Origin of the sequence: Geodermatophilus sp. FMUSA9-8 (genome assembly GCF_037034165.1) — a bacterium.
GTDB classification, from domain to species: domain Bacteria; phylum Actinomycetota; class Actinomycetes; order Mycobacteriales; family Geodermatophilaceae; genus Geodermatophilus; species Geodermatophilus nigrescens.
Map to the genome: position 1 here is coordinate 79,321 of NZ_JBAGKE010000010.1, position 23,260 is coordinate 102,580.

18 protein-coding genes, 2 tRNA genes and 1 pseudogene are annotated in these 23,260 nt (G+C 73.2%); 18 read left to right on the top strand and 3 right to left on the bottom strand.

Features of this window, described 5'->3' with window-relative positions:
• Positions 1-605 precede the first annotated feature (605 nt).
• From dnaN to WA616_RS19405, 12 genes are all read left to right on the top strand, one after another.
• On the top strand, positions 606-1,790 hold the full coding sequence (gene dnaN, locus WA616_RS19350) for a DNA polymerase III subunit beta (protein ID WP_245794771.1): 1,185 nt from the start codon (positions 606-608) through the stop codon (positions 1,788-1,790).
• 140 nt (positions 1,791-1,930) lie between these two features.
• The gene (gene gnd / locus WA616_RS19355) at positions 1,931-2,863 is read left to right on the top strand and encodes a phosphogluconate dehydrogenase (NAD(+)-dependent, decarboxylating) (RefSeq protein ID WP_336032470.1); all 933 of its coding nucleotides are present in this window, start codon (positions 1,931-1,933) and stop codon (positions 2,861-2,863) included.
• 93 nt (positions 2,864-2,956) lie between these two features.
• Entirely contained in the window at positions 2,957-4,135 is a 1,179-nt protein-coding gene (recF, locus tag WA616_RS19360; protein ID WP_336032472.1) for a DNA replication/repair protein RecF, read from the top strand.
• The gene (locus tag WA616_RS19365; RefSeq protein ID WP_073422079.1) at positions 4,132-4,632 is read left to right on the top strand and encodes a DUF721 domain-containing protein; all 501 of its coding nucleotides are present in this window, start codon (positions 4,132-4,134) and stop codon (positions 4,630-4,632) included. The genes recF and WA616_RS19365 overlap by 4 nt, the downstream gene beginning before the upstream one ends.
• A gap of 13 nt (positions 4,633-4,645) precedes the next feature.
• On the top strand, positions 4,646-5,452 hold the full coding sequence (locus tag WA616_RS19370) for a hypothetical protein (protein ID WP_336032474.1): 807 nt from the start codon (positions 4,646-4,648) through the stop codon (positions 5,450-5,452).
• A gap of 25 nt (positions 5,453-5,477) precedes the next feature.
• Positions 5,478-7,247: an ABC transporter ATP-binding protein gene (locus WA616_RS19375; protein ID WP_336032475.1), complete on the top strand. Its 1,770-nt coding sequence runs from the start codon at positions 5,478-5,480 to the stop codon at positions 7,245-7,247.
• A 279-nt stretch (positions 7,248-7,526) separates the two neighbouring features.
• Positions 7,527-9,563, top strand: a complete 2,037-nt coding sequence (gyrB, locus tag WA616_RS19380; RefSeq protein WP_336032477.1) for a DNA topoisomerase (ATP-hydrolyzing) subunit B — start codon at positions 7,527-7,529, stop codon at positions 9,561-9,563.
• Positions 9,564-9,677: 114 nt separating this feature from the next.
• A complete protein-coding gene (gene gyrA / locus WA616_RS19385) occupies positions 9,678-12,146 on the top strand; it encodes a DNA gyrase subunit A (protein ID WP_336032478.1) in 2,469 nt (822 codons plus the stop codon).
• 156 nt (positions 12,147-12,302) lie between these two features.
• The gene (locus WA616_RS19390) at positions 12,303-13,118 is read left to right on the top strand and encodes a DUF3566 domain-containing protein (protein WP_336032480.1); all 816 of its coding nucleotides are present in this window, start codon (positions 12,303-12,305) and stop codon (positions 13,116-13,118) included.
• Positions 13,119-13,180: 62 nt separating this feature from the next.
• Positions 13,181-13,254: transfer RNA gene (locus WA616_RS19395), tRNA-Ile, on the top strand.
• Between the two features lie 75 nt (positions 13,255-13,329).
• Positions 13,330-13,482, top strand: coding sequence for a DLW-39 family protein (locus WA616_RS19400; RefSeq protein WP_175562937.1), 153 nt, complete (start codon positions 13,330-13,332; stop codon positions 13,480-13,482).
• A 28-nt stretch (positions 13,483-13,510) separates the two neighbouring features.
• Positions 13,511-13,583 (top strand) — tRNA-Ala (locus WA616_RS19405).
• A gap of 205 nt (positions 13,584-13,788) precedes the next feature.
• Here WA616_RS19405 and WA616_RS19410 read toward each other — a convergent pair.
• From WA616_RS19410 to mobF, 3 genes and pseudogenes are all read right to left on the bottom strand, one after another.
• Positions 13,789-14,736: pseudogene (locus tag WA616_RS19410) on the bottom strand (tyrosine-type recombinase/integrase); the annotation flags it as partial.
• 162 nt (positions 14,737-14,898) lie between these two features.
• On the bottom strand, positions 14,899-15,123 hold the full coding sequence (locus WA616_RS19415) for a helix-turn-helix domain-containing protein (RefSeq protein WP_336032481.1): 225 nt from the start codon (positions 15,121-15,123) through the stop codon (positions 14,899-14,901).
• Positions 15,124-15,284: 161 nt separating this feature from the next.
• Entirely contained in the window at positions 15,285-18,923 is a 3,639-nt protein-coding gene (gene mobF / locus WA616_RS19420) for a MobF family relaxase (protein ID WP_336032482.1), read from the bottom strand.
• A 613-nt stretch (positions 18,924-19,536) separates the two neighbouring features.
• On the opposite strand from mobF, the gene WA616_RS19425 reads away from it, so the two are divergent.
• From WA616_RS19425 to WA616_RS19450, 6 genes are all read left to right on the top strand, one after another.
• Positions 19,537-19,743, top strand: coding sequence for a hypothetical protein (locus WA616_RS19425; protein WP_336032484.1), 207 nt, complete (start codon positions 19,537-19,539; stop codon positions 19,741-19,743).
• Between the two features lie 144 nt (positions 19,744-19,887).
• On the top strand, positions 19,888-20,448 hold the full coding sequence (locus WA616_RS19430) for an RNA polymerase sigma factor (protein ID WP_336032486.1): 561 nt from the start codon (positions 19,888-19,890) through the stop codon (positions 20,446-20,448).
• Positions 20,445-21,164: a hypothetical protein gene (locus WA616_RS19435; protein WP_336032488.1), complete on the top strand. Its 720-nt coding sequence runs from the start codon at positions 20,445-20,447 to the stop codon at positions 21,162-21,164. The genes WA616_RS19430 and WA616_RS19435 overlap by 4 nt, the downstream gene beginning before the upstream one ends.
• 163 nt (positions 21,165-21,327) lie before the next feature.
• Complete coding sequence (locus WA616_RS19440; protein ID WP_336032490.1) at positions 21,328-21,891, top strand: TlpA family protein disulfide reductase; 564 nt, start codon at positions 21,328-21,330, stop codon at positions 21,889-21,891.
• A gap of 249 nt (positions 21,892-22,140) precedes the next feature.
• Complete coding sequence (locus WA616_RS19445) at positions 22,141-22,353, top strand: hypothetical protein (RefSeq protein ID WP_336032492.1); 213 nt, start codon at positions 22,141-22,143, stop codon at positions 22,351-22,353.
• A 6-nt stretch (positions 22,354-22,359) separates the two neighbouring features.
• Entirely contained in the window at positions 22,360-22,926 is a 567-nt protein-coding gene (locus WA616_RS19450; protein WP_336032494.1) for a hypothetical protein, read from the top strand.
• The last annotated feature ends 334 nt before the right edge of the window (positions 22,927-23,260 follow it).

Below are 23,260 nucleotides of genomic sequence, written 5' to 3' on the forward strand. Positions count from 1 at the left end.
GTCTTGACCTGCGCCTTCGTCCCGTCCGGGGGCCTCCGTCCCCACCCCGCGGCGGTCGCGGCGCGGCCGCCGCCGGCGGGCCGGGACACGGCCTGGGCACGGACTGGGGACGGGCAGGGGGTGGACCGGGGACAGATCGTGGATCCGCGGGGGTCGTTGTGCACGGCCGTCGAGATGTCCACGTGTCGACAACAGGAGCACGCCGGTTCCCCACAGCGGGCCAACATGTCGACTCGGGCGCTGACCTGCGCGAAGGGCCTCGATCCCCAGCTTCCACACCGGTGATGACGGAGATGAGGGATAGAGATCGAGATTTCCTTGAACCCCAGTAGGGGTGGGGAAGCCCCGGCCCGGGGGCCTCCAGGAGCAATGACGAGCAGCGACGAGGAGCAGGGAGGAGCGACGACGGGACGAGGACGAGGGCGACGACAGGAGCAGGAACAGGACAGCGACCCGGGCGGCATCACGGCGGCGACGGCACACCTGATCGGGTCCCGGGTTCCCCCGGCCGTGCACCGACGGGCACGATGAACCGCGCAGGACGGACAGCACCACCCCGGTGAGCACGGACGCCGGGGAGCAGTGCGCAGAGACAGCAGTGGACCGTGCAGAGCTGGGGTGGGTCGGTCATGGAGTTCCGGGTGACACGCGAGGTGCTCGCCGATGCCGTCGCGTGGACGGCGCGCAGCCTCCCGCCGCGGCCCTCGGTGCCGGTGCTCGCCGGCATCCTGCTCGAGGTCGACGGCAGCCAGCTGTCGGTGTCCGGCTTCGACTACGAGGTCTCCGCCCGCGCGGAGGTCGACGTGCAGGCCGCCGAGGCCGGCCGCGTGCTGGTGCCGGGCCGACTGCTCGCCGAGATCACCCGCGCGCTGCCCCCGCAGCCGGTCGACATCCGCGCCGAGGGCCCGCGGCTGGCCATCACCTGCGGCAACGCGCGGTTCAGCCTGCCGACGCTGCCGGTCGAGGACTACCCGTCCCTGCCGTCGATGCCCTCGTCGGCCGGCGTGGTCGACAGCGACGTCTTCGCCGAGGCGGTCGGCCAGGTCGCCGTCGCCGCCGGCCGTGACGACACCCTCCCCATGCTCACCGGCGTCCGCCTGGAGATCGACGACGACCGGGTGACCCTGGCGGCCACCGACCGCTACCGGCTCGCGGTGCGCGAGTTCGCCTGGCGGCCGGACACCCCGGGCACCTCGGCCGCGGTGCTGGTCCCGGCGCGCACGCTCGCCGACGCCGCCCGCACGCTCACCAGCGGCCCGGAGATCACCGTCTCGCTGTCCTCCGGCGGCTCGGGCGAGGGCATCCTGGGCCTGTCGGGCAAGGACCGGCAGACCACCACCCGGCTGCTCGACGCCGAGTTCGTCAAGTACCGCGCGATCATGCCGAGCGAGTCCGCGGCCAACGCCACGCTCCCGGTCGCGCAGTTCACCGACGCCGCCAAGCGCGTGGCCCTGGTGGCCGAGCGGGGCACGCCCCTGCGCTGCGAGTTCACCCCCGGCCAGGTCACCCTGCGCGCCGGCGGCAGCGACGACGAGGGGCAGGCCGAGGAGCGCTGCGACGTCGACTTCGACGGCGACCCGCTGACGATCGGCTTCAACCCGACGTTCCTGCTCGACGGGCTCGCCGCGGTGCACACGGGCCGCGCGCGGATGGACTTCACCAGCCCGCTCAAGCCCGCGGTGCTCTCCGGCGTCGAGGACCCGGCCACCGACGACGACGGCGCCTCGCGCCCGGCCGAGCGGCCCGGCAGCTACCGGTACCTGATCATGCCGGTGCGTCTCCCCGGCTGATCCCAGACCGCAGGACGGGGCCCGATCGGGCCCTCCACGGAGGTGTCCCGGGCCGTGCGCCCGGGCACCGCACCCCGCGGGCACCCGCACCGGCGCGTGCGCCCGCATGACGACGACGGTGTGCGACGAGAGGAAGAACCGTGCAGCTGGGGCTGATCGGGCTGGGCAAGATGGGCGGCAACATGGCCGAGCGGGTGCGCCGCGCCGGCCACGAGGTCGTGGGGTACGACCGGGCGCCCGGCAAGCGGGACGTCGACAGCCTCGAGGGGCTCGTCGGCGCGCTCTCGGCACCGCGCGTGGTGTGGGTGATGGTCCCCGCCGGGGAGCCGACCCGGCAGACGGTGCGCGAGCTCGGTGAGCTGCTCGAGCCCGGCGACGTCGTCGTCGACGGCGGCAACTCCAAGTTCACCGACGACAAGGTGCACGCCGAGATGCTCGGCGAGAAGGGCATCGGCTACGTCGACGCCGGCGTCTCCGGCGGCGTGTGGGGCCTGGAGAACGGCTACGCGCTCATGGTCGGCGGCTCGGCCGACGACGTCGCGAAGGTGCAGCCGGTCTTCGACGCGCTCAAGCCGCCCGCGCCCACCGACGAGTCGGGCGAGGCCATCCCGGGCGCCGGCTTCGTGCACGCCGGCCCGGTCGGGGCCGGCCACTACGCGAAGATGGTCCACAACGGCATCGAGTACGCGCTGATGCAGGCCTACGGCGAGGGCTACGAGCTGCTGGCCGCCGTCGACCTGATCGAGGACGTCCCGGGCGTCGTCGCCTCCTGGACCCAGGGCACCGTCATCCGCTCGTGGCTGCTGGACCTGCTGGTCCGCGCGCTGCAGGAGGACCCGGGCCTCGACCGCATCCGGGGCTACGCCGAGGACTCCGGCGAGGGCCGCTGGACGGTCATGGAGGCGATCGACAACGCCGTCCCCATGCCGACCATCGCGGCGTCGCTGTTCGCCCGCTTCTCCTCGCGCCAGGAGGACTCGCCGACCATGAAGGCGGTCGCCGCGCTGCGCAACCAGTTCGGCGGGCACGCCGTCCAGGCGATCCAGGCGCAGGAGGTCGAGCGCCCCGCGTGATGGAGGACCCCCCTGCCCCCCACCCCTCGCAGGCTCGCGGCGGGGCCCTGCAGGGGGGCCGTTCCAGCACCTCACCACCGGCCGGGTGCTGACGTGTACGTCCGGCACCTCCAGCTCGTCGGGTTCCGCAGCTGGGACAGGGTCGACCTGGCGCTGCGGCCGGGGCCGACGGTGTTCGTCGGCCGCAACGGCGAGGGCAAGACCAACCTCGTCGAGGCGGTCGGCTACCTCGCGACCATGGGCAGCCACCGGGTCTCCGGTGACGCGCCCCTGGTGCGGCACGGCGCCCCGCAGGCGGTGGTCCGGGCGGCGCTGCGCCGGGAGGACCGCGAGCTTCTCGTCGAGGTGGAGATCAACCCCGGCCGGGCCAACCGGGTGCGGGTCAACCGCTCCCCGCTGGCCCGGCCGCGGGAGCTGCTCGGCCTGGTGAAGAGCGTGCTGTTCGCCCCGGAGGACCTCGCGCTGGTCCGCGGCGACCCGGCCGAGCGGCGCCGGTTCCTCGACGACCTGCTGGTCAGCCGCACCCCGCGGCTGGCCGGCGTGCGCAGCGACTACGAGCGGGTGCTCAAGCAGCGCAACGCCCTGCTCAAGACCGCGAGGATGGCCCGCGGGGACGCGCTGGCCACCCTCGACGTCTGGGACGCCCACCTCGTCGACCTCGGCGGGCAGCTGCTGGCCGCCCGGCTGGCGCTGGTGGCCGACCTCGCGCCGCACGTGGCGCGGGCCTACGCGACGGTCGCCGGCGCGGGCGCCGCCGTCGCCGGGCTGGGCTACGCGAGCACCGTGCCGCTCGCCGGCGAGGGCGCGCCGCTGGCCGAGGGCGCTGCGACGCCGACGGCGGGCGAGCTGTCGGCGGCGCTGCGCGAGCGGATCGCCGAGCGGCGGCGCGACGAGGTCGACCGCGGGATGACGCTGGTCGGCCCGCACCGCGACGACCTGGTGCTGCACCTGGGCCCCGCGCCGGCCAAGGGCTTCGCCAGCCACGGGGAGTCCTGGTCGCTGGCCCTGGCGCTCAAGCTCGGCTGCTTCGCGCTGCTGCGGGCCGACGGCGAGGAGCCCGTGCTCGTCCTCGACGACGTCTTCGCCACCCTCGACGCCGGGCGGCGGGCCGCGCTGGCCGACGTCGCCCGCTCGGCCGAGCAGACGCTGATCACCGCCGCCGTCCTCGACGACGTCCCGCCCGAGCTCCGGGGCGCCCGCGTGGAGGTCGGCGGCGGACACGCGATCCTGACGGTCGAGAACACGGCCGACGACGAGGGAGGGCCCCCGTGAGCGAGGACCGGCCGGCCCGGCCCAGCGACATCGCCCGCGCCGCGCTGGAGGCGGCCCGCGCGGCCTCCGCCGCCCGGCCCGCGCCCACCCGCCGCCGGGTGGCCGGCCCGCGCCGTCGCTGGACCGGCCCCCGCCCCGGCGACGACGACCCGCAGCCTCTGGGCCGGCTGGTCGACTCCCTGGTGAGCACCCAGGACTGGTCGGAGCAGACCCGCGTCGGGGCCGTGTTCGGCCGCTGGTCGGCGATCGTCGGCGCCGACATCGCCTCGCACTGCCGGCCGGAGACGCTCACCGAGGGCGAGCTCCTCGTCGTCGCGGAGTCCACCGCCTGGGCCACCCAGCTGCGCCTGCTGGCGCCGACGATCCTCGCCAAGCTGCGCGCGTCGGTGGGCGGGGACGTCGTGACGCGGCTGCGCGTTGTCGGACCGACGGCCCCCAGCTGGAAGAAGGGCCCGCGGTCGGTCCGCGGGCGGGGGCCCCGCGACACGTACGGATGAGGACGGAACAGCGATGAGCAGCCCCCGGGACGACGACCCCCGCGACGACCCCCGCGACGACCCCCGCCGGCAGGAGCCGGGTCCCCTCGGCGACGACGGCCCCGGCGGCCCCGGCGGCCCCGACGCCCCCGGCGGTGTCCGGCGGGACCCGTCCGCCGGCGGACCGGTGGTGTCCTGGTCCCCGACGGCCCCGGGCGGCTCGCGGCCGCGCACACCCGGCGTCGTCGAGCAGGTCTTCGCCTACCGCGGCGACACCGTCGGGGCGCAGGGCTGGGCGCTGCAGCACGGCTGGACGATCACCGACGGCACCGCACCCGAGGACGCCGTGCTCGCCGAGCTGGTCGCCTCCGCGCCGGTGCGCGCCAGCCGCGACCACCGCGCGGCCGGCGTGATGCGCGGTCGCGCCGGCAACCTCGAGCTCGTCGCCTTCGACGTCGTCTACACCGACAAGCGCTACACCGTGCCGGAGTGGGCGGTCACCGCCGCGCCCGTGCTCGTGCCGCTGGCGCCCGGGCTGCGGCTGTCCCCGGCGCGGTTCTGGCGGCACCGCACCGGCGGGCTGCTGCACGTCCCCAGCGGCGACCAGGCGTTCGACGACCGGTGGGTGCTGCTCACCGCCGAGGACGGCCCGGCGGTGCGCCGGCTGGTCGCCGACCCGGCCGTGCGCGACCTGCTCCTCCGCAGCGACGACGGCGACGAGTTCTGGGCGGCCGCGGGCCACCTGGCCGCCGTCCGGCCCGACGGGCACCGGCCCGCCCTCATCGAGCACCACGCCCGGCTGCTGACGGCGATGGTCGCCGCCCTGGCCGGCGCCGCCTGAGCCGCGGCCGGCCGGCGACCCCACCGTGACCGCCCCCGCCGAGCCCGCCGAGCCCGCGGCGTCCGCGGGCCTCCGCGAGCTGCTGCCGCTCGTCCGTCCGCACCGGCGGGCGCTGGTGGCCGCCGCCGGCCTGTCGCTGGTCGGCGCGGCCGCGGCCCTGGCGCAGCCCGCGCTCACCGGCCGGGTCATCTCCGCCGTCGGCGCGGGCCGGCCGCTGCTGCCTGCCGTGGCGGCGCTGCTGCTGGTCCTGGTCGCCGGCGCCGTTCTCAACGCGTTCCAGTCCTACCTGCTGCAGCGCACGGGGGAGGGCGTCGTCCTCACCACCCGCCGGACCGTCGCCGACCGGCTGCTGCGGCTGCCCGTCGCCGAGTACGACCGGCGGCGCACCGGCGACCTCATGTCCCGCGTCGGCGCCGACACCACCCTGCTGCGCGCGACGGTCACCTCCGGCCTGGTCGAGGTGGTCGGGTCGGCGGTCGTCGCGGTCGGCGCGCTGGTGGCCATGGCGCTGGTCGACGTCTGGCTGCTCCTGGTCACGGTCACCGCCGTCGCGGTCGGCCTGACCGTGGTGGTGGCGAGCAGCCGGCGGATCCGGAAGCTGTCGCGCCGGGCGCAGGAGGAGGTCGGCGCGATGACGGCGGCCGTCGAGCGCGCGCTGTCGGCGGTGCGCACCATCCGGGCCAGCGGCGCCACCGCGCGGGAGGTCGGCACCGTCGGCGCCAGCGCCGAGCGCGCCTACCGCGCCGGCGTCTCGGTGGCCCGGGTGGAGGCGTTGGTGGCGCCGGCCGGCGCGATCGCCGTCCAGGGCGCGTTCCTCGCCGTCCTCGGCCTGGGCGGCTACCGGGTGGCCACCGGCTCGATCGCCGTCGCCGACCTCGTCGCGTTCATCCTCTACCTGTTCCTGCTGGTCATGCCGCTGGGCCAGGCCGTCGGCGCCTGGACGCAGCTGCAGACCGGCCTCGGCGCGCTGGCCCGCATCCAGGAGGTGCTGGTCCTCCAGCCCGAGCGCGACGACGTCGCCGAGGTGGGCGGCGCGACCGCCGCCCCGCGCACCCCGGCCGCCGGGGTCCCGCTGCTCGAGCTCGACGACGTCTCGTTCGCCTACCCCGACGGCACCCGTGTCCTCGACGGGGTGTCGCTGTCGGTGCCGGCCGGCAGCCGCGTGGCGCTGGTCGGCCCGTCCGGTGCCGGCAAGTCGACGGTGCTGGCGCTGGTCGAGGGCTTCTACCCGCTGTCGGGCGGCACGATCCGGTGGGCGGGCACCGACGTCCGGGAGCTGCCGCGGGCGGCGCTGCGCGCGCGGCTCGGCTACGTCGAGCAGGAGGCGCCGGTGCTGGCCGGCACCGTACGGGAGAACCTGCTGCTGGCCGCGCCGGACGCCGCCGACGACGAGCTGTGGGCGGTGCTGGCCGACGTCGGCCTCACCGGCGTGGTGCAGCGCTCGCCGCGCGGGCTCGACGTGCCGGTCGGCGACGAGGGCGTGCTGCTGTCCGGCGGCGAGCGGCAGCGGCTGGCGATCGCGCGCTCCCTGCTGGCCCGCCCGGCGCTGCTGCTGCTCGACGAGCCGACCGCGAGCCTCGACGCCCGCAACGAGAACCTGCTCCGGGAGACGCTGGCCGCCGCGGCCGCCGACCGGGCGCTGCTCGTCGTCGCCCACCGGCTGTCCACCGTGCTCGACAGCGACCAGATCGTCGTCCTCGACGCCGGCCGCGTCGTCGCGCGCGGGACGCACGCCGAGCTGGTCGACACCAGCCCGCTGTACCGAGAACTCGCCGCCGCGCAGCTGCTGGTCTGACCCCCGCCGGTCCGGCGCCGCGTTCCACGTGGAACCGCGCGACCGGCCCAGCGCCCCTGGGCGGGCGTGTCGGGCCCGGGGGCAACACCGGTGGTGCAGCCGGTGCCGCGAGTGGCGCAGAACGGACGTCAGGGGCTGCGTGACGCCGTTCCTGTCGGTGGACCCGGTAACATGGAGGCCAGGAATCCCCAGCATCCGGCTGAGCGGCGCTGTGCGCCCTCGGAGCCCCTCCCCAGGTGGGAGGGCCGGCGCGCCGGCTGCTCGACAGAAGGGCCCCACGTGGTCGCTCGGACCCAGACCGACACCAGCTACTCCGGCAGCTCCATCACCGTCCTCGAGGGGCTCGAGGCGGTCCGCAAGCGGCCCGGCATGTACATCGGCTCCACCGGTGAGCGCGGCCTGCACCACATGGTGTGGGAGGTCGTCGACAACTCCGTCGACGAGGCGCTGGCCGGCTTCTGCGACACCGTCCGCGTCACGCTGCTGGCCGACGGCGGCGTCCGCGTCGAGGACAACGGCCGCGGCATCCCGGTCGACATGCACCCGCGCGAGAAGCGCCCCACGGTCGAGGTCGTCATGACCGTGCTGCACGCCGGCGGCAAGTTCGACGGCAAGAGCTACGCGGTCTCCGGCGGTCTGCACGGCGTCGGTGTCACCGTCGTCAACGCGCTGTCCACCTCGCTCGACGTCCGCATCTGGCGCGACGGCCGGGAGTGGCACCAGTCCTACGCGATGGCCAAGCCCGGTCCGCTCGAGGAGATCGGCGCCACCACCAAGCGCGGCACCCAGATCACCTTCTGGGCCGACGGCGACATCTTCGAGACGACGACCTACTCGTTCGACACGATCAGCCGCCGGCTGCAGGAGATGGCCTTCCTCAACAAGGGCCTGACCATCGTCCTGCGCGACGAGCGCCCCGGCCGCGGCAAGGCCGAGACCGGCCTGGCCGAGGAGACCTCCGTCGCCGACGCGGCGCCGGCGCCGGGCCACGAGGACGCCGCCTTCGAGCCCACCGAGATCACCTACCGGTACGACGGCGGCCTCGAGGACTACGTCCGCCACATCAACGCCAAGAAGACGCCGATCCACCGCTCGATCGTCGGCTTCGGTGCCGAGGGCACCGGCAAGAACGACATGCGGATGAGCGTCGAGGTCGCGATGCAGTGGTCCGACGCCTACTCGGAGTCGGTCTACTCGTTCGCCAACACGATCAACACGCACGAGGGCGGCACCCACGAGGAGGGCTTCCGCACGGCGCTGACGTCGATCGTCAACCGGTACGCCGTCGAGAAGAGGCTGCTCAAGGAGAAGGACGAGAAGCTCACCGGCGAGGACATCCGCGAGGGCCTGGCCGCGATCGTCTCGGTCAAGATCGGCGACCCGCAGTTCGAGGGCCAGACGAAGACCAAGCTCGGCAACACCGAGGTCAAGGGCTTCGTGCAGCGCATCTGCAACGAGCAGATCTCGCACTGGTTCGAGGCGAACCCGACCGAGGCCAAGACCATCATCACCAAGGCCGCCTCGGCCGCCCGCGCCCGCCGCGCGGCGCAGGACGCCCGCAAGCTCGCCCGCAAGAACCTGCTGAGCAACAACTCGCTGCCGGGCAAGCTGGCCGACTGCCGCTCCACCGACCCGCGCGCCTCGGAGATCTACATCGTCGAGGGCGACTCCGCCGGCGGGTCGGCCAAGTCCGGTCGCGACTCGATGTTCCAGGCGATCCTGCCCATCCGCGGCAAGATCATCAACGTCGAGAAGGCGCGCATCGACCGGGTCCTCAAGAACAACGAGGTCCAGTCGATGATCACCGCCTTCGGCACTGGCATCCACGACGAGTTCGACCTGACGAAGCTGCGCTATCACAAGATCGTCCTGATGGCCGACGCCGACGTCGACGGCCAGCACATCCGCACGCTGCTGCTCACCCTGCTGTTCCGCTTCATGCGGCCGCTGGTGGAGGCCGGGCACGTCTACCTGGCGCAGCCGCCGCTGTACAAGATCAAGTGGGGCGGCAAGGTCGGCGACGAGTACGTCTACACCGACAAGGAGCGCGACGCCGTCCTCAAGGCGGGTGCCGAGGCCGGCCGCAAGCTGCCCAAGGACGACGCGATCCAGCGGTTCAAGGGCCTCGGCGAGATGAACGCGACCGAGCTGTGGGAGACCACGATGAACCCCGAGACCCGCGTGCTGCTGCAGGTCACGCTCGAGGACGCCGCCACCGCCGACGAGCTGTTCAGCGTGCTGATGGGCGAGGACGTCGACGCCCGCCGCAGCTTCATCACCCGCAACGCCAAGGACGTCCGCTTCCTCGATGTCTGAGACCGGCGGCGTGTGACGCGCAGGCCACCGGGAGGAGTCCTCCCGGTGGCCGCCACACGTCGCTGACCTGCGACTTCGTCCACCGACTGTGCACCGACCTGTGGAGACCCGAACGTGACCGAGACCCCGTACCGCGACCGCGTCGAGCCGGTCGACCTCCAGCAGGAGATGCAGCGGTCCTACATCGACTACGCGATGAGCGTGATCGTGGGCCGCGCGCTGCCCGAGGTGCGCGACGGCCTCAAGCCGGTGCACCGCCGCGTGCTGTTCGCCATGTACGACCAGGGCTTCCGCCCCGACCGCGGCTACGTCAAGTGCGCCCGCGTCGTCGGCGAGGTCATGGGTAACTACCACCCGCACGGCGACAGCTCGATCTACGACGCCCTCGTGCGGCTGGCCCAGCCCTGGTCCATGCGCTACCCGCTGGTCGACGGCCAGGGCAACTTCGGCTCGCCGGGCAACGACCCGGCGGCGGCCATGCGCTACACCGAGGCCCGGCTGACGCCGCTGGCCATGGAGATGCTGGCCAACATCGACGAGGAGACCGTCGACTTCCAGCCCAACTACGACGGCAAGAACCAGGAGCCGCTGGTCCTGCCGGGGCGCATCCCCAACCTGCTCATCAACGGCTCGGCCGGCATCGCCGTCGGCATGGCCACGAACATGCCGCCGCACAACCTGCGCGAGGTCGCCGACGCGGTGTTCTGGGTGCTCGAGCACCCCGACGCCGAGCCCGAGGAGGCCCTCACCGCGTGCATGGAGCGGATCAAGGGTCCCGACTTCCCGACCCACGGCCTGATCGTCGGCCGCGACGGCATCGAGGACGCCTACCGCACCGGCCGCGGCTCGGTCCGGATGCGCGCGGTGGTCACCGTCGAGGAGGACGCCCGCGGCCGCGTGCAGCTCGTCGTCACCGAGCTGCCCTACCAGGTGAACCCGGACAACCTGGCCGAGGCGATCGCCGACGCCGTCAAGGACGGCCGGCTGCAGGGCATCAGCGAGATCGCCGACGAGTCCAGCGACCGCGTGGGCCGCCGGCTGGTCATCACCCTGCGCCGCGACGCCGTCGCCAAGGTCGTGCTGAACAACCTCTACAAGCACACCCAGCTGCAGACGTCGTTCGGCTGCAACATGCTCTCGATCGTCGACGGCGTCCCGCGGACGCTGCGCCTCGACGAGCTCGTCCGCCTCTACGTCGACCACCAGATCGAGGTCATCCAGCGGCGGACGCGCTACCGGCTGCGCAAGGCCGAGGAGCGCGCGCACATCCTGCGCGGCTGGGCCAAGGCGCTCGACCAGCTCGACGCCGTCATCGCGCTGATCCGCAGCAGCCCGTCGGCCGACGAGGCCCGCACCGGCCTGATGGAGCTCCTCGACGTCGACGAGATCCAGGCCGTCTCCATCCTCGACCTGCAGCTGCGCCGGCTGGCCGCCCTCGAGCGCCAGCGGATCATGGACGAGCTCGCCGAGATCGAGGCCCGCATCGCCGACCTGCAGGCGATCCTCGACTCGCCCGAGCGGCAGCGGCAGATCATCCGCGACGAGCTGGCCGAGATCGTCGAGAAGTACGGCGACGACCGCCGCACGAAGTTCATCGCCAACGACGGCGACGTGACGATGGAGGACCTCATCGCGGAGGAGGAGGTCGTCGTCACCATCACCCGCACCGGCTACGCGAAGCGGACCAAGAGCGACCTCTACCGGTCCCAGCGCCGCGGCGGGAAGGGCGTCATGGGCGCCCAGCTCAAGCAGGACGACCTCGTCGACCACTTCTTCGTGGGCTCCACCCACGACTGGATCCTGTTCTTCACGACCAAGGGCCGGGTGTACCGGGCCAAGGCCTACGAGCTGCCCGAGGCCAACCGCACGGCCCGCGGCCAGCACGTGGCCAACCTCCTGGCGTTCCAGCCGGACGAGAAGATCGCCCAGGTCATGCAGATCAAGGACTACGGCGTGGCGCCGTACCTGGTCCTGGCCACCGCCAACGGGCAGGTGAAGAAGACCCGGCTGTCGGACTTCGACTCCCCGCGCAGCGGCGGCGTCATCGCGATCAACCTGCGTGAGGGCGACGAGCTCGTCGGCGCCGCGCTCATCGACCCGGAGCAGGACCTGCTGCTGGTCACCCGCTCGGCGATGTCGATCCGGTTCAAGGCCGACGACGCGACGCTGCGGCCGATGGGCCGGGCCACCGAGGGCGTCCGCGGCATCTCGCTGGCCCCCGGCGACCGGCTGCTGGCGATGATGGTCGTGGAGGAGGGCGTCGACGTCCTCGTCGCCACCGAGCGCGGCTTTGCCAAGCGCACCGGCATCGAGAACTACCCGCCGCAGGGCCGCGGCGGGAAGGGCGTGCTCACCGCCGACCCCAAGGCGCGCAAGGGCGCCCTGGTCGGGGCCCTGGCGGTGCGGCTGGGCGACGAGCTGTACGCCATCACCTCCGGCGGCGGCGTCATCCGGACCCCGGTCAACGGGGTGCGCCACAACAAGGACCGGGCCACCATGGGTGTCAAGCTCATGAACTTGCCCGAGGACGTGTCGATCGTGGCGATCGCGCGGACGACGGACAACGACGAGCCTGCCGCCTAGGGTGAGACCGGGAGCACGGCGCGTGGTGGCCACCGGCCGCCACGCGCCCCCGGCTCCCGCTGACGGACACGACCGGCGCCCGGGCGCCACCGGCACCCCGCCGGTCATCCCGGGCGCGAGAGCGCGGCGAGGGCCGCAGGCGAACGGGAGAACGGCATGAGCGACCGGCCGCAGGCGGTGCGCACCGGGGTCCGCCCGGAGGGCGCAGCCGGAGCGGACGGAGCCCCGGCGACGGGCTCGGCGCCCGCCACCGGGCAGACGCCGGCCGCCCCGGCCGGCGCGTCCGCGGTGGGGGCCGCCCCCGCCGGCGCGGGCTCCCCGGGTGCCGCCCCCTCCGCCCCGGCGGCGTCGCTGACCAAGCCGATCAGCGGCGCGGTGCCGGCGCAGCAGGCGGTCCCGGCCGACGCGACCGTCCCGCCGCCGTCGGCCGGCCAGGGCGTGCCGCCGGCGGGCGGCCGCGTGCCGCAGCAGGCCCCGCAGCAGGTGGCCTCCCACGCCCCCGCCCAGCAGGCGCCGCAGCAACTGCCGCCGCAGCAGGCCCAGCAGCAGGCCCCGCAGCAGCAGGGTCAGGCGGCCGGCCGGCCGGCCAAGAACCGCGGCAACCGCGGTCCGCGCCGGGCCCGCCTGCAGCTGCGGCACATCGACACCTGGTCGGCGCTGAAGATCTCGCTGGTCGTGTCGATCGCGATGTTCTTCATCTGGATGGTCGCGGTCGGGATCCTCTTCGGCGTCCTGTCCGGCCTGGGCGTCTTCGACACCCTCAACGACCTGTTCGGCCAGCTGGGCACCGCGTCCGGCGGCGAGGGCGGCGGCGACGTCATCACCCCGGGCATCGTCTTCGGCGGCGCGGCCGTCATCGGCGCGATCAACATCGTCCTGATGACCGCGCTGTGCACCGTGGCGGCGTTCATCTACAACCTCTGCGCCGACCTCGTCGGCGGCCTCGAGGTCACCCTCGCCGAGCGCGACTAGGACGGTCCGGGGCCCCGCCCGCCGGGGCCCCGGGACGCCCTTGTACGCTTGTCGAGGTTCACGGGCCTGTAGCTCAGGCGGTTAGAGCGCATCCCTGATAAGGATGAGGCCGGAGGTTCAAGTCCTCCCAGGCCCACCCGTGTACCGGTGCCCCGAGCACCGCGGCAGCGCGGCCCCGTCCGGCGCCGCGGTCGTCCCCAGGAGGTACCGAGTGCTCAAGCAGCTGGCCCTGGTCGCCGCGGCGGCCGGTGCCGCCGTCGTCGCCGTCCGCCGTCGCTCCGCCGGCGCGGGCAGGGGCGAGGCCGACCTGTGGCACGAGGCCACCAACGGCCCGCAGGCCGTCAGCCGCCCCACCACCCGCTGACCCGCGGCCCCCGCGAGGGGGCCGTCCCGGGGACGTAGCTCAATTGGCAGAGCACCGCCTTTGCAAGGCGGGGGTTAGGGGTTCGATTCCCCTCGTCTCCACTTCTCTGACCTGCGGGTTCACCTCCGTCGGGGGGTCCGACAAGCCCTCCGTCGGGGTCTCAGTCCGCAAAAAGTCCGCAACTCGTCCACGGGAAGACGCCCGCAGGGCGTCCAGCCGGTCGGCCACGTCGTCCAGGTCGTCGTCGAACAGGTCGGCGTAGCGGTCCAGGGTCATGGCCGCCGAGGCGTGCCCGAGCATCCGCTGCACCGCCTTGACGTTCGCCCCGGCCTTGATCGCCAACGAGGCCGCGGTGTGCCGGAGCTCGTGCGGCGTGAGCCCCGGCTCCCCGATGGCCCGGGCCGCGGTGTCGAACCAGGCGGACCGGGCGTTCCGGTTGCGCAGCACCGCGCCCTGCGGCGAGGGGAAGGCCAGCTCGTCGGCGGGGCGGGTCACCACCGTCCGGGCGAGTTCGTCGACGAGGAACCGAGGCAGTGGCACCGACCGGCGGCCGTGGGTCTTGGGAGTGCCCCACACCAGGCGGGAGCCGTCGACCTCGGTGACCGCCTCCTCGACGAGCACCCGCCGGCGCAGCAGGTCGAAGTGCCGCACCCGCAGCGCCGCCAGTTCTGACCAGCGCAGCCCGCAGTAGCCGAGCACCAGGACGGCGACCCGGCCGGGCCCGGCGGCGTCGGCGAGCGCTTCCAGCTGCTCGGCGGTCAGGTACCGGCGGCGCTTCTCCTGCATCGGGGGCAGGGCCACGCCGAGCGCGGGGTTGACGGCCAGGCGCCGGTCGCGCACCGCGAGGCCGAGGATGCCGGACAGGACGCCCTGCGCCTTGCGGACCGAGGCTCCGGCCAAGCCCCGGTCGGAGAGCTCGGACAGCCAGGCCTGCACGTCGCCGTGGGTCACCCGGATCAGCGCGACGTTCCCCCAGCGGGGCAAGACGTGGGTCTTGAGGACGTCGGCGTAGCGGGCACGACTGGTGGGCTTGAGGTTGATCTTCCCGGCGAGCCACACGTCGGCCAGCTCGCCCACGGTCGTCCTGGCCCGCTTGGGGTCGACGTAGGTGCCGGTCTGCACGGCTGCGGTGACCTCGTCGAGCCACCGCTGGGCGTCGACCTTGCGCTTGAAGTGGCGGGCGTGCTCCTTGCCGTGCTCGTCGCGGTACCGCGGCCGGTACGTACCGTCAGGTCTTCTCGCGATCGACACCATCGCCGACCACCTGCCTCTCCTCGATCCCCGGCCACGGCGTGCGCACTCCGGGTTCTACCGCTAACGCGAGCATCTGCCGAGCCAAGCTTGCCGTCGGTCGCCTGTCCTTCGGTGGGTGCATCGCCATCCTGTGGATTCCTGCGGGCGCCGGGTGGTGGAAGCTCACTGCCTGCTTCGTGGGCCAGGGGCGACCTGGCCGTGCTGTGCATCGATCCAGCTGCGGAGGTCGTCGTGGCGATAGAGGACGCGGCGGCCGAGGCGGAAGCTGCGGGGACCGGTGCCCAGGTGGCGCCAGTACCGCAGGGTGGCGACCGGGGCACGGAGGAGCTCGGCGGCTTCGGTGATGGTGAGCAGTACGGGCTCGCGGCTGGCGGGATGGTCGGGCATGGCTGGCTCCGGTCTGGTCGGGTGGACTGGCTCCGTCACCAGAGAAGGCGCCGATTCGGAGCTCGTACTGACAGCCGACCGCCAGATGCTTCCGAAAACGTCCAGTTGTCCTCCTGCCTCCGCTCTCCGAGTCTGCGGCGGCGTCGGCGGAGGCCGCCCCCTCATCGTCCGACGCCTGGTGCGATGCCACGGCGGGCGAGGGATGGCCCGAGCCGCTCCGCCTCGGGCCGGGGGACGCCTGGGTCCGGAGCGGTCGGCGACAGGCTCGCCGATCCGGACTGGTTGGGGCCGGCCGAGCGCCGGGTGCGCCAGGCCTGGCGCTCGCGGGTGAGCCGCTCCGGCGGTAGGGCGAGGAGAGCTGGCTCGGCGGTGAGGGTGACGATGCGCGTCCGGGCATCGGTGAGCTCATGGCGAGTGGTGGCGATGTCGCGCTGGAGGTCGGCGAGCCGGCCGGCCGGGTCGGGGGTCCAGGCGACGGACCCGAACGGGCCGAGCCGCTCGTCGCGCCGGCGGCTGGCCTCAGCCAGGGCGCGCTGGACCTGCTCTGCCGCGTGCCGGGCGGTGTCGGCGGCGGCGCGGACCTGGGCGTGTTCTGGGTGGGCATTCTCGGCCGCCTGGCGGGCGGCGGCGTCGAGCGCCCTCCACAGCGCGGGCCTGTCGTCGGATCGGTCGGTGAGCCGCGCGAGGTCTCTCGGGTCGGTGGGAAGGGAGGGAACGTGGGTGCGCCAGCGGTCCGCCCAGTCGGTGAGTTGCTCGCCGGCCCGGGCCACCGCGCCTCGCCGGAGCCCGAGCCGGCCTGGGCCGTCGAGCACGGTCCGTGCCGCCGCGCGTGTAGCGGGGCGTTCGCCGTCCCAGCGAGCGAGGAGGGTGTCGCGGACCCTGTCGGCGTGGGCGGCGAAGGCCGCTCCGCTGGCTGCGGCCTGCTGCTTTGCCTGTTCGGCGGTGAGCGCCGTCTGTTCACGGGCGGCCTGGAGGTTGGCCAGTTCGGCGGCGTGGGGAGCTTCGAGCGCGATGACATCGCGCAACGTGTCGCGCTCCGGCTCCCAGTAGGCGAGTCGCTGAAGGCAGCGCTGCTCGGCGGTCCACGCCGCGCGAAGCTCGGCCAAGACCTCCTCCAGGGGGCGGGATGGGGCGTGGCGGGCGGCCTCGGCGGTGGCGAGCTGGGCGGCGTGGGCGGGGCCGAGGTCGGCGCGGTCGCGGGCGAAGACCGCGAGCCACTGCTGCCGGGCCTCGTCGGCGTCGGCGGCGAGGAGGTGGGCAATGTTGGCTTCCCGGCCGCGGGTCATGCCGACGTAGGCCGAGGAGGCTCCGGTGTGCTCGCCGACCACCACGTGCGCGGCCGTGACGGTGTCGCCCTGCACGCCGTGGGCGGTGGTGGCGTAGGCGAGTTCGACGTGCTCCGTGACGTAGTCCGCGGGCAGTACCCGGATTCCTGGGCCGGCAGGGGTGACACCGCCGGACCCGTTCCCGGGGACGGTGCCGGTGGGGGTGACAGCGGGGGCGACGAGCAGCCCGCCGCGGCGGCCGACGGCGGTGACGACCCAGACGTCGCGGTTGGCGACGTCGAGGTGGCGGTCGTTGCGGCGGGTGGCGATCCGGTCCCCGGCGCCGATCCGCTCGCCGGCCCCAGTGATGGCGACTCGCTGGTCGTCGACCCGGCCGGCGGCGGCCAGCCGCTCACGAATGGCGTTATTGAGTTCTGCGGCCTGGTCGCGGGAGTCCACCACCACCGCCACGTGGTCGCCGCGGCGGTGGTGCTCGGCGGCGGCCATCGCGATCGCGTCGCGCAGTGCGGCGGCGTCGGGGTGCAGCTGGATCTGGCCGCGGGTGAGGAGGGCGTCGAAGACGGCGCCGGGGTCCTCGCCGGTGCGCATGGCCAGGGTCAGCTCGGCGTAGGTGGTGTCGGGTGTTGCGCGGCCGTCCTGGTCGGTTCGGGTGAAGCGGTGCACCGCGTCGAGTGTCAGGTGCGCCGACGGGTCGACTGCGTCGGCGGCGAGGTCGAGGACGCCGCCGCGGCCGACCGCGGACAGCTGGTGCCGGTCGCCGAGCAACGCCACCCGAACCTGGCACTCGTCGGCGACCGTGAGCAGGGCGCGGGCGGTGTCCTGGTCGAGCATCCCGGCCTCGTCTATGAGCAGCAGATCGCCGGGCCGTAGCCGCGCTGCCTCGCTCGGCCCGGCGTAGACACCGCCGGTCGCCGGGTCGACCTCGCCGACGGAGAGCCGGGTCCAACGCCCCTCGTCGTTCCAGCGCCAGCCGTGCCCGAAGGCGAGGGACGCCGCGGACCCGGCGGCCGCACCCACCTCGCCGGCGGCCACCTTGGCCGCCTTGCGCGTGGGGGTGACCACCACCAGCCGGCGGCCCTGCGCCTCGAGCAGGCCGCGGGTGGCGGCCAGGGTGGTGGTCTTGCCCGCCCCCGCGGCGCCCTCGACCACCGCCAGGGGCCGGTCACCGGCGAGCGCACCGACCGCCGCGGCCTGGCCGACATCCAACCCGCCGGCGGCAGCCGCCCGCTCCACAGGAAGGGTCCGGTCGGTGTCCGGCACGCCGTGCGCGGCGCGCGCGGCGAGCCGGGTGGTCAGGTCGGCTTCGACGTCGAGGACCGGCTGGGAGGTCCAGGCGCGGATGTGCTCGGGTACCCCGTCGCGGTCCAGCAGCGGCAGGCAGCGCTGCAGGGCGCGGGCGGTGAGGTCTTCGGCCAGCTCGACGCGCACCGGCGCGTCGGCGACGACGCCTTCGGCGGCGATCAGTCGTTCGGCCTCGCCGCGGATGTCGGCGGCGTTCCACGCCGACCGCCCGGCCGCGAGCCGGGTCAGTGCGCGCTGCACCAGCTCGTCGCGATCCAGCGCCCCGATCGGGGTGTGGGCCAGGTCGACCGGGCCGGCCGGGTCGCGGTAGCCGAGTGCGGACAGGTCGGCCCGCCAGCGTTCCTCCAGCCCGACCCCGGGCTGGAGGGCGACCTTGTCCGGGCGGCCCTCAGCCCAGGCCCGGGCATCCCAGGCTCGGCGCAACGCAGGGCCGGGGGATTCGCCGGGGTGCGCTGCGGTCCATTCGCGTTCGTAGCGGTCCACATTCCGGGCGATCTGTGCGTGCCGCGCGCTGAACGGGCCCACGTACTCGGCGAGCTCCCGTATTTCTCCAGTAGCGTCCTTCCGGTACCCGTGCGCGGTGAAGGCGGCGTTCAATTCCGGGTCACACGCCATTGCGGCGTGCCCGATCCCGTTGATCGCGCCCAGGAAGTCGCGGACCCCGATGGTGTGCAGCCCGCGCCATTTCCCCGCGGCGAACACCCGGGACAGGAGCTGGAGGTGCAGGTGCCAGTGGGGGTCTTCGGCGCGGGAGGTGTAGTGCCGCACCGTCGCCGCTTCGAGCGCCTCGACAGGGACCTGTACCTGCCCGCCGCGCGGGCCGATCCGCGTGGTGGCGTGCTCAGACAGCCAGCCGATGATCTGCTCCGCGGCGCGGTCCTGCGCCGCCTCGTACGCCCTCGCGATGTCCGAGTGCAGCGCGGCGGCCAGCGACCAGGTCTTCCGGCCATTGACCACCACCTCGGCGAACCGAACGGCGTGCTCGTCGCCACGCAGCTGCCCCCTCGGCTCACCCGTCTCCGGGTCGCAGCCGGCCACCCAGGTCTCATAGGTGTTGCCGGTCAGCGACGCCAGCTCGGTCACGCGCCCGTCGGCGGCGGTGAATCGGCGAGCGACCCCGGTGCCTTGGGTGAGGTAGTAGTCGTCTGCCCGGCCGCGGTCGGCCTCCACGTAGTGCCGGGCAGCCGCCGGCGCGCCAGCGTAGATCTTCACTCCACCGCGCATATTCAACGCCACCCGATAATGACCAACGAGTCACCCCTAGAAACGCCAATGGGCCCCGCGAAGCGGGGCCCGAGCTACCTCCAAAGGTAGCATTCGTGCCGTTCTGTTGGGACGGCATCCAATGCGACTGAGTAGCGCTGTGTAGGTCAATGTGCGAAGTGTCGGAGCTTGGATAGTCGAGGCCGTTGATAAGCGTTGAATGGTTGGACTTCGCGAGGATGGTTGAGCGACGGGGTCAGTTGCTGGCGGCTGCAGCGTTGGCTGACCAGCCGCCGCCGTCGTCTTGCTGGCCCCTCCGCGTACCTCGGTTAACGCCGGTGGTGGGCTGGGCGCCGGCACACCGAGGAAGGAACTACGCCTCCCCCAGAGGCCGCTGTGGCGGGGACTCCGGTCGCGGTCCCCTCTCGGGAATGGTCACCGGGCGGCCCTTACCGGCACACCGTCAAGGCTGGCCCGGCCGGAGCTGCGACGTTCCCGTTCGCTGGTCCGCTTGCGGCGACGGTTCTACGGGGGGACGCCCGGTGCGACTCCACGCCCGCTGTGGCGTGTTGACGGGCGTCCACTGCGGCGAACGGCCGGGCGCTGGTCCACCCTCGGGGCCATGACCCACTACGAACACGGAACCCTGCTGGTCACGATCACCGAAGGTCGTCCGGGAAAGATCAACTTTCTGACGACCGGAGATGACGAGACCGTGAATCCTGAGAGCGCCAGCCTCCGACGCCAGATGGACGCCCTCGACGTCCTGTCGGCGGACGGCTGGGACTGCTCGGGCCGCCGGCCGTCACGCCGTCGCAGGGCGGTCTGATGAAGGAGTACCTGTTCCGACGCCCGAAGGCCTAAGCACCCACCTGGAGCGCTGGAGCAACCAGCGGCTGGCAGAGGGATGGCAGGACGGCTCGGGCTGCGGAGGTAAGAAACGGCCAGGTGCTGGACATTGCAAGGTGTGAGAGTGACGAGAAGCGGTCCGGCGGCGGAACCCGAGGCCAGCCGGTTCACCGCGCTCTGGAAGGAGCACGCCCCTCGGGTGCTGGCCTACGCGCAGCGGCATACCGACCCGGAGACTGCGCATGAGGTCGTGTCGGAGACCTTCCTCGTGGCCTGGCGGCGATTGGCCGACGTCCCAGGCGAGCCGCTGCCCTGGCTGCTCGTCGTCGCCCGCAACACGCTGGCCAACCACCGTCGCTCGGGGTACCGGCGGGCCCTGCTCCAGGGTGAGTTGCAGCGGCTGACCGAACTGGCCGGGCACGGCCCTGCGGCAGAGAACTCCGCCGTCGAGCGCCAAGCGATGCTGGCGGCGCTGGCCGCGCTGACCGCTACCGAGCGCGAGGCGCTTCTGCTTGTCGCCTGGGACGGGTTAGGCACTGCGCAAGCCGCGCGGGTGGCTGGCTGCTCGGCCCCGACCTTCGCCGTTCGGTTGCACCGCGCGCGCCGTCGATTGCGGGAGGCGACCGCCGATCCTGCGCCAGCCTCCCTCCGCATCCAGACGCCATGTCCCAGGAGTGCCTCGTGAACAAGACGACCGATCCGCTCACCCGCCTCAAGGCGCTTCGCCCGACTCCCGCGCTGGACGAGGACTGGTCGGCGGCTGAACTCACCCGCATCACCGCTTCCACGACAGCCTCCGCGACGGAGCAGCGGTTCCCGAGGCGCCACCGCCGGAGAATCGTGTCCGGTGCCTTGTCCGGGGCGATGCTTGCCGGTGGCATCGGGACTGCGGCCGCGATGGACCTACCAGAACGACTCCTTGACCTGCTGGGTTCGATGTCCGCCGACCCGGATTCCGCTGCTGCGACCGTCCAGCGGGCCGGGACCGCTCCTGGGCCCGACGGTCAGGTCTTCACGGTGGTGACATGGGAGGAAGAACCCGGACACGAGTACGCCTGGTGCACGTCAGCCGTGTTCGAAACGGCGGCTAGCGCTGCCGGACCGGTACCGGCCGACTTTGACCAGAGCGGCGGACTGTGCGGGCCGAGCGGATTCCCGAACGACTTCGCGGTGGAGACGGGCGTCCTGGGGACCGACCCGTACGTCGTATATGGGGTGAGTGCCGGAACCGCCGTGCGCGGCGAACTACGGCTACCCGACGGGTCGATATACCCGACCGTGCTCGCGCGCGGCTGGTTGCACGGGTGGTATCCGGCTGGGTCCGACGGCGTACTGACTGGATACGCTGCCGACGGCTCTGTCGTGGGCACGCTGGACTTCTCCGGACGAGTACCACGTTGAGCAGCGGCATTGTCATTGTCTGCTTGGGCTGCGGCACTCGCGAGGGCTGTCGGTACCGTGACCGTGCCACCGCCCGCGACGTCCGCAAGCAAGGAGCCGCTGTGTTCGCTCACGCCGCCGGCTGCGTGACCGAGGGCGAAACTGCTACGACCTCCGACACCGAGTGACCCACTTCATCGTCGTGGCGGCTGCGGCGTTGCTGAGCTTGGCCGGTTGTGGCTCCGAGGGTGACCGCGGAGCGTTGGCCGGCACCGCAGTCGAAACCAATCTGTCGCCGTGCCCCGACCAGTCCGGCGCTGAGCCGGCCGTCGAGGGAGCCCCCAAGCTCTCCTTCGACTGCCTCGGGGGCGGCCGCCTGGACCTGGCGCAGGCGCCGGGTGTGCCGACCGTCCTCAACCTGTGGGCCAGCTGGTGCCCGCCCTGTCGTGCGGAGCTGCCGCTCTTCCAGCAGTTGTCAGACACGGCCGCGGAGCAGGTGCGCGTGCTCGGGGTCGTCAGCCATGAAGGCGTTGAGCAGGGCACCTCGTTCGCGGCGGACGCGGGGCTCACGTTTCCAAGCGCGTTCGACGGTGACGGTGAACTGGCCGCCGAGCTCGGGCTGCGCGGGCTGCCGCACTCGGTGTTCCTGTCCGCCGACGGGACGGTCGTCCACGTTGAGCAGGGGGAGATTAGCTCCTACGACGAGCTGCGTGGCCTGGTGGCCGAGCACCTGGATGTGCGGCTGTAACCGGCCAGAGAAGGGCCTCGTGCCGATACGCAGGGCCCCGTCGAGGCGAAGAAGGCCGGCCGCGCTGAGCGTCCGCCGAAGCTTCATCGTCCGGACCTGCTTGCTGCCTGTCGACACAACGGCCGGCCCCGAACGTGTGACGCGCATACGCCTCGGCTCGCCGCGACGTTTCCGTCGGTGGCACCCTGTAGACACGTGGGCGTGGACGTACTTGTGGATAGACCTGTGGACGGAGAAGGGAGGGCGACCGTGTCGATCGCAGAGAGCAGCGCGTCTGTCGAAGTCAGCGAGCTCACCCCGGAGGAGGCCGCCGCAGCTTTCGACCGAATCGCCCGCACCGCCCTGGACGTGAGCGGTGAAGAGTTCCTCGCGGCCCTCGACGGTGGCAAGTTCGAGGACGTCGACCCCGATGCCCACCCGGGGCTGCTCGACGTGCTCATGGCACTGCCTCTCGTACGCTGACGCCTCGTGCCGGGAGCGTCGCCGTACCGAGCGGTTGAAGCGTTCCTCGCTCCCATTGAACGTGCCGTGGCCTGCCTGGGCACGGGCAAGGTCGTCGTCTCACCTGGCGGCCGCGCGGGCACGGGCAAGACGCACGTATGGAGCCTGAACGGCGGAGACGGCCTTGTGCTCCGCGGTGGCGCGGCCGGCTGCCGGTTCCTGGCGTCCATGCACTACAGGATCATCCCTACCGACCCCGAGAAGTACGACGTCCAGCAGGGGCGCTGGCGGGTCACCACCTTGGCCTACCTGTACGAGTTCCGGTCGCCGGACAACGAGAAGCTCTGGGCGATGCACTGGCATCCGGCCGGCAAGAGCCACGCCACCTTTCCCCATCTTCACCTCTACACCGTCCGTCCGGATGGTCACTTCGTCACGCCGCGCCAGACCTTGGAGTCGGCGGTGCAGTGGTGCATCGAAATGGGCGCGGAGCCGCAGAACGCCCAGTGGCGAACTGTGCTGGCGGAGTCGGAGGGCATCCACCAGCTGTACCGATCCTGGTCAAAGGACCCGCCGCCGGCACCCGGCCGTTGACACCAGTCCCTGGTGGATCGAAGCACGAGGCAGTGCGTGCGCCCGGGAGCGGAGCTGACGGGTGCAGACGTCGGCGATCAGCCCACTGCGCACCCCGCTTCCCCATAACCAGCTCTCCTCCGACTGTGCCGCGCCGGGGGAAGGGTGGGCCGTAGGCCCATCCCGCAGGGACGCGCAGCGCCCTTCCGGCGGCCGGTGCAGTCGGAGAGGCTCCCGCGGGGGATGGGGGCGGGTGCCCTCACTGCGCTGCGGACCGCGATCGGGCTTGGGGGCCGGGGCGGGGCATCGGAGAGCGGCCGTGGGTGAGGCGGCGAGTCCGCACACAGTCCGCAGA